General features: G+C 63.1%; 11 protein-coding genes and 1 tRNA gene. 9 read left to right on the forward strand and 3 right to left on the reverse strand.

Annotated features, from left to right (window positions below; genetic code table 11):
• Nucleotides 1-23 precede the first annotated feature (23 nt).
• From AC1RLZ_RS01830 to AC1RLZ_RS01845, 4 genes are all read left to right on the forward strand, one after another.
• Nucleotides 24-1085 carry a phosphotransferase family protein gene (locus tag AC1RLZ_RS01830; protein ID WP_493187250.1) on the forward strand — a complete coding sequence of 354 codons (1062 nt, stop codon included), beginning with the start codon at nt 24-26 and terminating at the stop codon, nt 1083-1085.
• 197 nt (nt 1086-1282) lie between these two features.
• Nucleotides 1283-2197 (forward strand): DMT family transporter, encoded by a 915-nt coding sequence (locus tag AC1RLZ_RS01835; RefSeq protein ID WP_493187251.1) that lies wholly within the window; start codon nt 1283-1285, stop codon nt 2195-2197.
• A 176-nt stretch (nt 2198-2373) separates the two neighbouring features.
• The gene (locus tag AC1RLZ_RS01840) at nt 2374-3258 is read left to right on the forward strand and encodes a DMT family transporter (RefSeq protein WP_493187252.1); all 885 of its coding nucleotides are present in this window, start codon (nt 2374-2376) and stop codon (nt 3256-3258) included.
• Nucleotides 3259-3485: 227 nt separating this feature from the next.
• Nucleotides 3486-4397 carry a DMT family transporter gene (locus tag AC1RLZ_RS01845; RefSeq protein ID WP_493187253.1) on the forward strand — a complete coding sequence of 304 codons (912 nt, stop codon included), beginning with the start codon at nt 3486-3488 and terminating at the stop codon, nt 4395-4397.
• A gap of 187 nt (nt 4398-4584) precedes the next feature.
• On the opposite strand, the gene AC1RLZ_RS01850 is transcribed toward AC1RLZ_RS01845, so the two are convergent.
• Nucleotides 4585-5370 (reverse strand): SDR family NAD(P)-dependent oxidoreductase, encoded by a 786-nt coding sequence (locus AC1RLZ_RS01850; RefSeq protein ID WP_493187254.1) that lies wholly within the window; start codon nt 5368-5370, stop codon nt 4585-4587.
• Nucleotides 5371-5532: 162 nt separating this feature from the next.
• Here AC1RLZ_RS01850 and AC1RLZ_RS01855 point away from each other — a divergent pair, with 162 nt between their 5' ends.
• Nucleotides 5533-6273: a histidine phosphatase family protein gene (locus AC1RLZ_RS01855; RefSeq protein ID WP_493187255.1), complete on the forward strand. Its 741-nt coding sequence runs from the start codon at nt 5533-5535 to the stop codon at nt 6271-6273.
• Between the two features lie 87 nt (nt 6274-6360).
• Nucleotides 6361-7128 carry an SDR family NAD(P)-dependent oxidoreductase gene (locus AC1RLZ_RS01860; RefSeq protein ID WP_493187256.1) on the forward strand — a complete coding sequence of 256 codons (768 nt, stop codon included), beginning with the start codon at nt 6361-6363 and terminating at the stop codon, nt 7126-7128.
• Nucleotides 7129-7207: 79 nt separating this feature from the next.
• Here the strand turns inward: AC1RLZ_RS01860 and AC1RLZ_RS01865 are convergent, their stop codons facing one another.
• The gene (locus AC1RLZ_RS01865; RefSeq protein ID WP_493187257.1) at nt 7208-8431 is read right to left on the reverse strand and encodes a serine hydrolase domain-containing protein; all 1224 of its coding nucleotides are present in this window, start codon (nt 8429-8431) and stop codon (nt 7208-7210) included.
• 174 nt (nt 8432-8605) lie between these two features.
• Between AC1RLZ_RS01865 and tuf the strand changes: the two genes are divergently transcribed.
• Nucleotides 8606-9796, forward strand: coding sequence for an elongation factor Tu (gene tuf / locus AC1RLZ_RS01870; RefSeq protein WP_184517871.1), 1191 nt, complete (start codon nt 8606-8608; stop codon nt 9794-9796).
• A 486-nt stretch (nt 9797-10282) separates the two neighbouring features.
• A tRNA-Trp gene (locus AC1RLZ_RS01875) sits at nt 10283-10358 on the forward strand.
• Nucleotides 10359-10427: 69 nt separating this feature from the next.
• On the opposite strand, the gene AC1RLZ_RS01880 is transcribed toward AC1RLZ_RS01875, so the two are convergent.
• A complete protein-coding gene (locus tag AC1RLZ_RS01880; RefSeq protein ID WP_493187258.1) occupies nt 10428-10829 on the reverse strand; it encodes a GGDEF domain-containing protein in 402 nt (133 codons plus the stop codon).
• Nucleotides 10830-10951: 122 nt separating this feature from the next.
• Between AC1RLZ_RS01880 and AC1RLZ_RS01885 the strand changes: the two genes are divergently transcribed.
• Complete coding sequence (locus AC1RLZ_RS01885; RefSeq protein WP_493187259.1) at nt 10952-13090, forward strand: hypothetical protein; 2139 nt, start codon at nt 10952-10954, stop codon at nt 13088-13090.
• Nucleotides 13091-13212 lie beyond the last annotated feature (122 nt).

Below are 13212 nucleotides of genomic sequence, written 5' to 3' on the forward strand. Positions count from 1 at the left end.
AAAAACGCTAAGCGGAGACTGACGTGACCGATGGTGTGAAGCGCGACGACGAGTATAACGGCACAAGGCCGGTCGAGGAGCGGCATCGCTTCGACGAGATGAGCCTTGAGGCCTGGATGCGCGAGCATGTGGAAGGCTATGAAGGACCGCTGACCGTCCTGCAGTTCAAGGGCGGCCAGTCGAACCCGACCTATCGGCTGAATACGCCGAAGCAATCCTACGTGATGCGGCGCAAGCCGTTCGGCAAGCTTCTGCCATCGGCGCACGCCGTCGATCGCGAATACAAGGTGATCGCGGCACTGGGCAAGCAGGGCTTCCCGGTCGCCAAGGCTTACGCACTCTGCACCGATGACAATGTCATCGGTTCGGCGTTCTACATCATGTCGATGGAAGACGGCCGGATCTTCTGGGATCCGGCGCTGCCGACGGTGCCGAAGGAAGACCGCCGCGCGATCTTCACCGCGAAGATCGAGACGCTGGCGCAGCTGCACAGCTACGATCCCGAAAAAATCGGGCTCGGCGATTTCGGCCGCCCCGGCAATTACTTTTCGCGTCAGGTCGATCGCTGGACCAAACAGTATCGCGCTTCCGAGACCCAGCTCATTCCGGAAATGGAACGGCTGATCGAATGGCTGCCGACCTCGGTGCCGGAGCAGGAGCGGGTGTCGGTGGTGCATGGCGACTATCGCATCGACAACATGGTGTTCCATTCGACGCAGCCGAAGGTGCAGGCCGTGCTCGACTGGGAGCTGTCGACATTGGGCGATCCGATGGCCGACTTCACCTATCTCCTGATGCAGTGGATCATGCCGGGCCTCGACGGGCTCGACTTCAAGGCACTCAACATCCCGACCATGGATGAAGCCGCCAAGATCTATTGCGACAAGGCGGGCCGCAAGGATGTGCCGGATCTGAACTGGTACTATTGCTACAACCTGTTCCGGCTCACCGGCATTCTGCAGGGCATCGCCGGCCGCGTCCGCGATGGCACGGCATCCTCCGCCAAGGCGATGGAATCCGCCAAGCGCACCGTGCCGCTGGCGCAGGCATCGTGGAAATACGCGCAGCTCGCCGGCGCGAAATAGACGATAGCGGCCATAGGATGGGTAGAGCGCAGGCGCTTTCGCGCCGAAGCGAAACCCATCGATGGCTGGCCATGACAGCGATGGGTTTCGCTGCGCGCCACCCATCCTGCGCATCTTCAAGACGCCCCCGCCAGGAAGGGCCGGCCGCGAGGAGTTGCTGCCGCGACGGTCGACCTGGAAACGCACGCGGACATTCTTTGGCGCTCTCTCCCAATCTTCACGGCAGCCTGTTGATGGCGGCCGCCATGGCCAGCTTCGGCGTCACCGACGCGATGTCCAAATTCCTGCTGGCGCAGATGAATTTCGGGCAACTGGTGCTGTTGCGCGGCATCGTTGCAAGCCTGCTGATCGCCGCATTGGCTGCGCATCGCGAAGCGCTACGGCCGCTGCGTGTGCTGTTCGCGGCGCCGGTGGCACTGCGCATCATCGGCGAGGTCGGCGGCACGGTTCTGTTTCTGCAGGCCATCACGCATCTGCCGCTGGCCAATGTGGCGGCGATCATTCTGTCGCAGCCGCTGGCGATCACGCTCGGCGCGGTGTTGATCCTCGGCGAGCGGGTCGGCTGGCGCCGCTGGCTGGCGATAACTGCAGGCTTTGCCGGCGTGCTGATCATCGTGCGGCCGGGCGCGGCAGGCTTCAACCAGTTCACCTTGCTGGCGCTCGGCGCCGTCGCGTTCTATGCGTTACGCGATCTTGCGACCAGGAAAATTCCGGCGGACATTCCTGCGCTCTTCGTCACGCTGCTGACGACCGTCGTGATGACGCTGGTCGGAGGCGGGCTGATGGTCCCGCTTGGCGGCTGGGCTCAGCCGTCGGCTTCGGCGCTCCTGCTGCTGGCCGTGGCCGCGGTGCTGGTGCTGATCGGCTATCAATGCGTGATCATGGCGCTGCGCGTCGGCGACATCTCGGCGGTTGCACCGTTTCGCTATACGCAACTGCTCTGGGCCATGCTGCTCGGCTATCTGATGTTCGGCGACAGGCCCGATGGCGCCATGATCCTCGGCGCGTCGGTCATCGTGGCGTCCGGCCTCTATACGTTTCACCGCGAACACATTCGCAATCGCAGCATGCTGCTCGCCGCGAAGACCGCCAGCGTGCCGACCGGTCAATGATGCCGTCATGCAGATCTGCGCAGGTCACCGGCGCGCGCGCTGTCTGGTTCGCATCGCTGTTTTGGTGCAGATGAGGTTGTCTCTCTCGCGCTGAATCCGGGACGTCTCCGGCAGCCCCATCAAGAAACATCCCGGCGGAAACCTTGCCCCTCTCTCCGAATATGCGCGGAAGCCTCATGATGGCCGTGGCCATGGCGGGCTTCAGCATGAACGACGCCACCACCAAATATCTCACCGCGGACATGAATTTCGGCCAGGTCATGCTGGTGCGCGGCTCGATCTCAGCCGTGCTGGTGTTTGCGCTGGCCTGGTATCAGAACGCATTGCGCCCCGTCAGCGTGTTGTTCAAGCTGCCGGTGGCGCTGCGCGTGCTCGGCGAGATCGGCGGCACCGCCACATTTCTGGCGGCGATCACCCATCTGCCGCTCGCCAATGTGTCGGCGATCTTCCAGTCGCTGTCGCTGGCGATCACGCTGGGCGCGGCGCTGATCTTCGGCGAGCCGGTGGGCTGGCGGCGCTGGCTGGCCATCGCCGCGGGCTTCATCGGCGTGCTGATCGTGGTCAGGCCGGGCGCCGAAGGTTTCAACCAATTCGCGGTGCTGGCGCTGATCTCCGTGGGGTTCTGCGTGGTCCGCGATCTCGCCACCAGCCGCATCCCGAAAGAAGTGCCGTCGGTATTCGTGACGCTGCTGACCACCTTCGTGGTCACCATCGTCGGCGGCTTCCTGATCGTGCCGCTCGGCGGCTGGACGCCGGTATCGGGGCGTTCGATGGGCTTTCTGCTGCTCGCCGCGGTGCTGGTGCTGATCGGCTATCAATGCGTGATCATCGCGCTGCGGGCCGGCGAGATTTCCGCGGTGGCGCCGTTCCGCTACACGCAACTGCTATGGGCGATGCTGCTCGGCTATCTCATTTTCGGCGATGCGCCGGATGGTGCGATGATCCTCGGCGCCGCCGTCATCGTCGGCTCCGGCCTCTACGCCTTTCACCGCGAGCGCATCCGCAATCGCGACCAACTCCTGTCGGCGAAGGCGTCCGCGCTGCCGACGGAGGGGGTGTAGATCGCTTGCCCGGACCTCCGCAGGATGCGCGAAAGTGATGGGTTTCGCTTCGCTCTACCCATCCTGCTGACCGTTGCGTGCAGTCCGCCCGGCGCACAGTGAATGGCAGGGACGCGTGAACCATCTGGCTCGCAGGCCCGTCTTCGTGCACATGACGCGCAATCATCTGGCCTGAGTCTTGCTCTGCTCAGCCTGTTTGCACAGCTCGCACCTTACCCAGGATTGTCTTGCCTCTCTCTTCCAATCTGCGCGGCAGCCTGCTGATGGCTGTCTCCATGGCCAGCTTCAGCGTCAATGACGCCATCGCCAAATTTCTCACCGTCCAGATGCATTTCAGTCAGGTGATGATGTTGCGCGGGCTGTTCGCCAGTGTCCTGATCGGCGCGCTGGCGGCGCATCAGGGTGCGCTGCGGCCACTGCGGGTGCTGCGGGTAGCGCCGGTGTGGCTGCGCATCTGTGGCGAGATCGGCGGCTCGGCGCTGTTTCTGCTGGCGGTCTCTTATCTGCCGCTCGGGAATGTGACAGCCATCGTTCAATCGCTGCCGCTGGTGATGACCTGCGGCGCGGTGCTGATCCTGGGCGAGCCGGTGGGATGGCGCCGCTGGCTGGCGATCGCCGCGGGCTTTATCGGCGTGCTGATCATCGTGCGGCCGGGCGCTGACGGTTTCAGCCAGTTCACGCTGGTGGCGCTGCTGTCGGTGTTGTTCTACGCCACGCGCGATCTCGTCACCAAACGCATCCCGGCCGAAATTCCCACGCTGTTCGTGACCTTTCTCACCGCCGTTGCGGTGACGCTGGCGGGCGCGGCACTCACCGTGCATCACGGGGACTTTACGGCCCTGTCGTTTCATACGCTCGCTTTGCTGGCGCTGGCGGCGGTGATGACGCTGATCGGCTTCCAGTGCGTCATCCTCGCGCTGCGCGTCGGTGACGTCTCGTCGGTCGCGCCGATGCGCTATTCGCAGATGCTCTACGCAATGCTGCTGGGCTATCTGGTCTTCGGTGAGGTTCCCGACGCCATGATGGTGCTCGGCGCGAGCGTCATCGTGCTGTCCGGCATCTACACATTCCACCGCGAGCGCGTGCGTGACCGGTTGCTGGCGGCGAATTCATCGAACGCCCCGCCGGACGGGATGTAGAAAACCGCTATACACCGTCATGCCCGGCCTTATGCCGGGCATGACGACTTACTCTGGATGTTTTGCAAGCTGCGATCGTAGGATGGGTAGAGCGAAGGCGCGTAGCGCTGGAGCGAAACCCATCATGACGGTGCGCAGAAGTGATGGGTTTCGCGAAGACGCTCTACCCATCCTACGGTGACCCAGCCTAGATCGGTTTGCCCGCATAGGGCATCGATGCCGTGAGGCCGCCGTCCACTGGAATGGCCTGGCCGTTGACATAGGACGCTTCGTCGCTGGCCAGGAACAGGCCCATCGCCGCGAGTTCATGCGGCTGGCCGGCGCGCTTCAGCGGATTGAGCTGGCCGATCTTGCCGTGGGTGCCGCGCTCCTTGGCATTGTCGAAGATCGGCTTGGTCATGCCGGTCTCGATCAGGCCGGGGCATACGGCATTGATGCGCACGCCGGTGCCGGAGAGCGAATAGGCCGTGGTCTGTACCAGGCTGATGACGCCGGCCTTGCTGGACGCATAGGGATGGCCGGACGCGCCGGACTTCAGGCCCGCGACGGAGGCGGTGAGGACGATGGAGCCGTGGCCCTGTTTCACCATATGCGGCATGGAATGTTTGATCGCGAGAAACGGCCCGATCAGGTTGATGCGCAGGATCTCCTGCCATTGCTCGACGGTCTGTTCCAGCAGCGGGACGAGGCCGCCCGACACGCCGGCATTGGCCCAGATCGCATCGAGCTGGCCATATTTGGACACGGCCTTGTCGATGAACGCCTTCACGTCGCTCTCGGAACCTGCGTCGGCGGTGACCGCTTCGATGGTGCCGCCTGCGTCGCTCACGAGTTTCGCGGTCTCATGCACGCTGTCGCTGCGGTCGACGATGATGAGTTTCGCGCCCTCCCTGGAAAACAGTTGCGCCGCAGCGCGGCCGATGCCGCTGCCTGCGCCGGTGATGATGACGGATTTGCCTGCGAGGCGGCCCATAGGATTCTCCCTGATTAATTCTCTGATGATTTTTTGGGCGGTGTGCCGCCGCATGGAATTCAAATTCGACGTCTTCAATGTCTGACGTCAGTCTGCGAAGATGCTTGAGGCATTGCGCGCTCTGACGTACGACAAACCAAACATTATTGAAGGGTGGTCACGATGTCCAACGCCGAGAAACCGTTCGTGGCGCAGCATACAGTCCCCCAAGGTGTGACGGCGACGCGGTGGTGGTGGGTGCGACACGCACCGGTGCGGAGCGACGGCGGCAACATCTACGGCCAGAAGGACATGGACTGCGACTGCAGCGACCATGTGGTGTTCGATGCGGTCGGCAAGATCCTGCCACGCAATGCCGTCTGGGTCGCCAGCAATCTGAAGCGCACGCATCAGACTGCGAGTGCAATCTGGGCCGCGGGATTTCCGAAGCCCGACGCGATGCCGCATGAAGCGGATTTCGCCGAACAACATCTCGGTGATTGGCAGGGCATGAACCGCGCCGCGTTCTTCGCCAGCCGTCCCATCAATGTCGGCAGCTACTGGTTCGCGCCGATCGATGAGCCGTCGCCGAATGGCGAGAGCTTCATGGATCTGTACAATCGCGTGCGCCGTGGCATCGAACGGATCAATGCAGAGCACGCGGGCAGGGACATCGTCGCCGTGGCCCATGGCGGCACCATCAAGGCGGCCATCGGTCTCGCGCTCAACGATCAGCCCGATCGCGGTCTCGCTTTCACTATCGACAATTGCTCGGTGACGCGGCTCGATCATCTCGCCAGCGACGGTCATCACGGCTGGCGCATTCCGATGGTCAACCAGCAGCCGTGGATCGCCGATCCGTCGCATGCCGCGATGCATCAGCCGGCGGGACCGGAAGTAACACCGACGACAAAGCTGGCGTGAGCTTTCTAACCTCTCCCCGCCTGCGGGGAGAGGGAGCAAGAGGCCGGCGTTTTAAACAACATCAAACAACATCAGGGAGAGAAGCACATGAACCTGTTCGACATGACCGGAAAAGTCGCCGTCATCACCGGCTCGACGCGCGGCATCGGCCGCGCCATTGCCGAGCGCATGGCGGAGCACGGCGCCAAGGTGGTGATCTCGTCGCGCAAGCAGGATGTCTGCGACGAGGTGGCGAAGGAGATCAACGCGCAGTTCGGCAAGGGGACTGCGGTGGCGATTGCTGCGAACATCTCCAGCAAGGAAAATCTGCAGAACCTTGTCGACGAGAGCAAGAAGGCGTTCGGCAAGATCGACGTGCTGGTCTGTAACGCGGCATCGAATCCTTACTACGGCCCGCTCGCCGGAATCTCCGATGACCAGTTCAACAAGATCCTGAGCAACAACATCGTCGCCAACAACTGGCTGATCTCGATGGTGGTGCCGGAGATGATCGCGCGCAAGGATGGCTCGGTGATCATCGTGTCCTCGATCGGCGGCCTGAAGGGATCGACCACCATCGGCGCCTATTGCGTGTCGAAGGCGGCGGACATGCAGTTGGCGCGCAATCTCGCCTGCGAATACGGGCCGCACAATATTCGCGTGAACTGCATTGCACCGGGGCTGATCAAGACCGATTTCGCCAAGGCGCTGTGGGATGACCCGGACACCCTGAAGCGGTCCACCGCGCGCTCGCCGCTGCTGCGCATCGGCATCCCCGACGAGATCGCCGGTGCCGCGGTGTTCATGGGCTCGGCCGCCGGGAATTTCATGACCGGGCAGACGGTGGTGATCGACGGCGGCGCGACGATCAGCTGATTTCAAACTCGTCGTTCCGGGTTCGCGTCCGGCTAGCGCCGTTCGCGCCCGGAATGACAAGTTTGCGGTTGGCAGAGCGCTACTCCACCGCCGCGTAAACCAGGCTCCGGATCTGCGTCCTGAAATATTCCCGCTGACCGGGTCCCTGCGACATGAACACCGCGAACAGCTCTTCCTGCGGATCGACCCAAAAGAACGTCCCGGCGACGCCGCTCCAGAAGAACTGCCCGCGCGATCCGGCATAGGGCGCGAGACCATCGTCGGTGCGCACGGCGAAGCCGAGGCCGAAGCTGTGGCCGGGGGGCACGAGATGCGTCTCCAGTTTCACGTTCGGGCTGAGGTGGTTGGACGCCATCAGATGCAGCGTGCGGCTGCCGATCACGCGATTACCGTCCAGCGTGCCGCCATTGAGCAGCATCTGGCAGAAGCGCGCATAGTCCATGGTGGTCGAAACAAGTCCGCCGCCGCCGGATTCCATCTTCGGAATTTCGAGCGGATCGAACAGTGCGACTTTCTCGCCGGTCCATGGATCGACGGGGAAGGGATGCGCGATGCGATCCTTGTTCGCTGCGGCGGTATGGAAGCCGGTTTCTGCCATCTGCAATGGCGCGAGAATGTTCCCGGTGAGATAGCTGCCCAGCGACTTGCCCGATACCACTTCGATGACGCGGCCGAGAATGTCGGTGGAGCGGCTGTAGTTCCACTCAGAGCCGGGCTGGCAGATCAGCGGCAGGCCCGCGACGATCTTCGCATGCTCTTCATTGGTGATCTCACGGCTGCGCAGGTTCGACTTCTGGTACATCCGCTGCACCATGCCGTTGCCGGTGATCTCATAGGAGATGCCCGAGGTGTGGCGCAGCAGGTCCTGGATGGTGATCGGGCGCAGCGGCAGCGCCAGTTCGAGTGCGCCGTTGCGCTCAACGCCGACCTTGGTGTCGGCGAATGCCGGGATGTATTTGGCCAGCGGGTCGTTGAGCAGGATATGGCCGTCCTCGACCAGCTGCATGATGCCCAGCGAGACGATCGGCTTGGTCATCGAGAAGATGCGAAACAGGCTGTCGCGGGTCATGGCGCTGGAGCCATCCGGCGTCTGCTTGCCGAAGGCCTCGAAATAGCCGATCTGGCCGCGGCGGGAGACCAGCATGGTGACGCCCGGCGTGGTGCCCTTGTCGATCTCGCGCCTGAACGCGTCCGACATCGCTTGAAGACGGTTTGATGACAGGCCCAGCGTTTCCGGGCGGGCCTGCGGCAGCTCTGGCGTCCGCGGTGAAGTGGCGTGTTTTGCGGCAGTTTGGGCGTTCATGGGGGCTCCCGGTAGCTGTTTGATTGATCTTGTCATTTGCCGGCTTAGATAAGGGGGACTCCGGCATGGTTGGACGAGCTTGGCCCAGAAGTTCGGGCTTGAACAGGGTCGTTTTCCCTTGTAACCAGCCGCCGGTTTGGTGCTGCGCACGGGCGTGGCTTAACAGGTGGATCTATGGCCAAAGCAAAATTTGAACGTAACAAGCCGCACTGCAATATTGGTACGATCGGTCACGTCGACCACGGCAAGACGTCGCTGACGGCGGCGATCACGAAGGTACTGGCAGAGACGGGTGGTGCCACGTTCACCGCTTACGACCAGATCGACAAGGCGCCGGAAGAGAAGGCCCGTGGCATCACGATTTCGACCGCGCATGTCGAATACGAGACCGCCAACCGCCACTACGCCCACGTCGACTGCCCGGGCCACGCCGACTATGTGAAGAACATGATCACCGGCGCCGCCCAGATGGACGGTGGCATCCTGGTGGTGTCGGCGGCCGACGGCCCGATGCCGCAGACCCGCGAACATATCCTGCTCGCCCGCCAGGTCGGCGTGCCGGCGCTGGTCGTGTTCCTGAACAAGTGCGACATGGTCGACGATCCGGAACTGCTCGAACTGGTCGAGATGGAAGTGCGCGAACTGCTCTCGAAGTACGACTTCCCGGGCGATGACATTCCGATCATCAAGGGTTCGGCGCTGGCCGCTCTCGAAAACTCGGACCAGAAGCTCGGCCACGACGCCATTCTCGAACTGATGAAGAACGTCGACAGCTACATCCCGCAGCCGGAGCGTCCGGTTGACCAGCCGTTCCTGATGCCGGTGGAAGACGTGTTCTCGATCTCGGGCCGTGGTACGGTCGTGACCGGCCGCGTCGAGCGCGGCATCGTCAAGGTCGGCGAGGAAATCGAAATCGTCGGTATCCGCGCCACGCAGAAGACGATCTGCACCGGCGTTGAAATGTTCCGCAAGCTGCTCGATCAGGGCCAGGCCGGCGACAACATCGGCGCGCTGCTGCGCGGCACCAAGCGTGAAGACGTCGAGCGCGGCCAGGTGCTGTGCAAGCCGGGTTCGGTGAAGCCGCACACCAAGTTCAAGGCCGAGGCCTATATCCTGACCAAGGAAGAGGGTGGCCGTCACACGCCGTTCTTCACCAACTACCGTCCGCAGTTCTATTTCCGCACCACCGACGTGACCGGTGTGGTGCATCTGCCGGAAGGCACCGAAATGGTGATGCCGGGCGACAACATCGCCATGGAAGTGCACCTGATCGTGCCGATCGCCATGGAAGAGAAGCTGCGCTTCGCCATCCGTGAAGGCGGCCGCACGGTTGGAGCCGGCGTGGTTGCCTCGATCATCGAATGATCGACGCAACAACTCCGAAAGGTCCAACCGAAAGAAAATATGCCCAAGTGCGGTATACCGCACTTGGCTGCGGTGCAGGCGTCGTCGCAAGCATCATCGAGTAATGTGGCTGCGAGCGCTCGTTTCTGTGCTCGCATTCACGGTATTATCCGCGTGGCCGATGTCCGTTGGCCACGCGGCATGCCCCGAACGCCCTGCTTGCGAGGGCTGCGGGTGCAAGGGCGGTCCCGGCTATCGAGGGCCAGACCAAAAATGCGTCGGTTTCAAAAATCTCGATAAGGTCTGCGGCAACCCGCCGACACGTTGCGTCTTTGAAAACGCCCCCGGTACTGGCCTGAATCATAAATGCGCGATGCCAGCCAAACGGTTGCCGGCAGATGCCGCAAAATAATCGGGTTTAAGGGGTAGTGTTCGCTTCGCCTCTTGCAAATCATGCGTCGCATATGCTTCAAACGGCGCGGAAATGACGGTGCGCCGTTTTCCTGTAGGGGTGTAGCTCAGTTGGTAGAGTACCGGTCTCCAAAACCGGTTGTCGTAGGTTCGAGCCCTACCGCCCCTGCCATTTTTAAGCATCTGAAATATCGATAGATTTTTGCGATGCACGCCTTCCAGGCGGGGTTCCGGCTGCCGGTCAGCCGAACTGCCGCCTTTGCGGCGTTGCGACCACGCGGTTGCGGCCGCGTCCTTGGTCCCATAGAGCGCGGTCGGCGCGCGCCAGAATGTCTTCCGTCTGGATCGCACGATCGATGTCGGTGTCCGGCAGGATCAGCAGAAGCTCGTCGCCGCCCTGGCGGCCGAACCTGTCGATGGTGCGGATGGCGAAGACCGAGATGGCGAAGGCGCGCAGTACCTCGTCGCCGACGGGATGCCCAAAGCAGTCGTTGATCTTCTTGAAGTGATCGAGGTCGATGATCGCGATGCAGCGTGGCGCAGAGTAGCAGGATCGCCGCATCGAGTCCGACCGGAACGTGCAGCAATTTGCGCAATAGGCTGATGGCCATGTGCGACGTGGCAGCCGAGCGCTGCTGATCATGCGCGATTGTCCCGAACCGAGGGTTTGCTTCGCGCGGCCTGCCTGCGGCGCACGGTCGCGGCGATGAACCTAACTCGCTGCGCGTGCGACACACCGGTTGGGAATTCAGCCGGAAGCCGAGAATGAAATTGCTTGTGACGTTCGTCGTGGGGGCCACGACGTTGCTGTTGTCGTCCTTTGGTCATGGCGCTTATGCCGCCGATCTGCTGTGGCAGGTGGAAAGCCCATTTCGTTTCTTCAAGAATGCAGCATCCTTTGCGATGTATGAGCGCGGCTACCCGGCCGCGCGCAATGAATTGGTGCTGCCGCCGGCGGATGTCGTCTGGCGCACGGAGCGGCGGCTGAACGATCCCGATTGCCGCGACATGACCAGCCCGACCAGTTGCGCCGACACCGCGCGGGCGCGCTACGACCGTTCCCGATTGGGCTGGGCGTCGCAGACCATCGACGCCGTCTGCTACGACAGCCGGCAGGGCCGCTACCTCGCGAGTTGCGACCGGCGCTATTCATGGGGCACCGCAAAGGAAGATTATGTGCTGCCGGACGCGCACACCGTGGCGATCCGGCTGTCGCCCGAGCGCGTCGCCGAAGCCGGTGCGTATGATTGCGTCTGGAGCTGGACGCCGCGGCGGCCGGGGAGCAGGACGGAGACCAGAACGCAATCCTGCGCGACGCCACTGAAGATCCCGCGTCTGCCTTATGCGGTGGATCGCAACCTGTCCGGTGCATCGGTCGAGGTCAAATTGCCCGACGGCCGCACGCTGAGCGATCCGCAGGTCGTCGTCGAGGATCTGTTCATCGTCGCGCTCGGCGATTCCTTTGCCTCGGGCGAAAGTAATCCGGACGTTCCGGTGACATTCAGTGCCGTCCGCGAGATGGTTTACGATCCGACCCTGATGCGCGAGGAGGTCGCGACGCGCAGCACTGCCAAATCCCTGCAGAAATTGACCCCGGCTGCCCCGGCCGGAAGTTTCGACTACAAGAACCTGCCGCGGCGCAAGCTGGCCGACGAGGAGCAGGAGCTCTATTTCCCGCTCGCGTCCGCGCAGTTCGACAAGGCGTTCAACGCTGCCAATCCGCGTTGGCTCAGTCCCGATTGCCACCGCTCGCAATATGGCTATCCGTTTCGTGTCGGGCTGCAGCTGACATTGGAAAACCCGCATCGCTCGGTCACGCTGGTCAGCCTCGCCTGTACCGGCTCCGAGGTCACTGAGGGCCTGTTCCTCGAGAAGAAGGCGCGTGAGGGCGCCAGCAACGCGATGGTGCGTTCGCAGCTCGATCAGCTCGCCGATCTGATCTGCAAAACTCCGGCGAGCCGCACGCAGCGTGCGACCTATCAGTTGCCGACCTATGCGAGCGGCAGCGTGCAGGTTGCTAATACGCAGGTCACGAAATCCTGGTGCGCGCCGTCCGAGCGCAAGCGGCCGATCGATACGCTGCTGCTGTCGATCGGCGGCAACGATGTCGGTTTCTCGCCGCTGATGGTCTATGCGATGACCGAATCCGCCGGCGATCTCGCGCCGATCGCGAATCTGCTTGGCAAGCAGATCCGGTTCTCGCCGCAGGTGTCGCGGGCCTATCTCGAACAACTGGACGAGCGCATGGTCGCGCTCCGCGATGCCCTGCGCGATGGCTTTGGTGTGCCGCCCGCAAAGGTGCTGCAGACGGCCTACGAGCCGATCCAGTTCGACGAGACCGGCGCCCTGTGTGGCGCGCAGCCGACGCTCGGCCTCGACGTCCACAAGAAGCTGGTGCTGTCGCGCGAACGGCTGGGCGAGACGGTGAGCTTTCTCAACGATTTCTTCGCCCGGACTGCCTGCATCACCAACGGTCGATCAGGCGGCTGCCCGGCGCTGGCCACTGGCGCCGGAACCGGCTTTCAGCTCATCACCGATCATCAGCCCGAATTCGCCAAACGCGGGCTCTGCGCGCGGGATCCGAAACGGCCGCAGGCGGACGGCGAGGCGATGGCAATGCCGCGGCGCTGGATCGGCAAGGAGGAGTTCACGCCCTATTCGCCGGCGGCCTATCTGCCCTATGCGTCTCGCTGGCGGCTGTTCCGGACCCCGAATGATGCGTTTCTGACCGCAAACGTCCATGCGACGGGCTTTACCCAGTTCGACATCCTGCAGCCCGTCTATGCGGCGATGTATAGCGGCGCGGTGCACCCGACCGCGGAGGGCCACGCCATCGTCGCCGATCATGTCGTCCGGCATGTCCGTGCGACGGTCGGCAAAGCGCCGCCCGGCGGGGGGCGCTGATCCAGGCGGTATCCCGGGGCGGGGCGGGTTCCCGTCGATCCGGCCCGGATACCTTGACCTTTGGTCCGGTCCGAAGTAGGAAGCTGCACTCGCTGTCGGCCCGGTGACCGGATATCCGACGC

The sequence above is a fragment of the Tardiphaga sp. GW822-FHT04G09 genome, from assembly GCF_058800725.1.

Excerpts from the sequence above, each read along its gene's own strand:
- AC1RLZ_RS01850 (WP_493187254.1), bottom strand. The coding sequence starts at position 5,370 with ATGGGCCGCCTCGCAGGCAAATCCGTCATCATCACCGGCGCAGGCAGC.
- AC1RLZ_RS01865 (WP_493187257.1), bottom strand. The coding sequence starts at position 8,431 with ATGAACGCCCAAACTGCCGCAAAACACGCCACTTCACCGCGGACGCCA.
- AC1RLZ_RS01860 (WP_493187256.1), top strand. The coding sequence starts at position 6,361 with ATGAACCTGTTCGACATGACCGGAAAAGTCGCCGTCATCACCGGCTCG.
- AC1RLZ_RS01855 (WP_493187255.1), top strand. The coding sequence starts at position 5,533 with ATGTCCAACGCCGAGAAACCGTTCGTGGCGCAGCATACAGTCCCCCAA.
- tuf (WP_184517871.1), top strand. The coding sequence starts at position 8,606 with ATGGCCAAAGCAAAATTTGAACGTAACAAGCCGCACTGCAATATTGGT.
- AC1RLZ_RS01880 (WP_493187258.1), bottom strand. The coding sequence starts at position 10,829 with ATGATCAGCAGCGCTCGGCTGCCACGTCGCACATGGCCATCAGCCTAT.
- AC1RLZ_RS01885 (WP_493187259.1), top strand. The coding sequence starts at position 10,952 with ATGAAATTGCTTGTGACGTTCGTCGTGGGGGCCACGACGTTGCTGTTG.
- AC1RLZ_RS01840 (WP_493187252.1), top strand. The coding sequence starts at position 2,374 with ATGATGGCCGTGGCCATGGCGGGCTTCAGCATGAACGACGCCACCACC.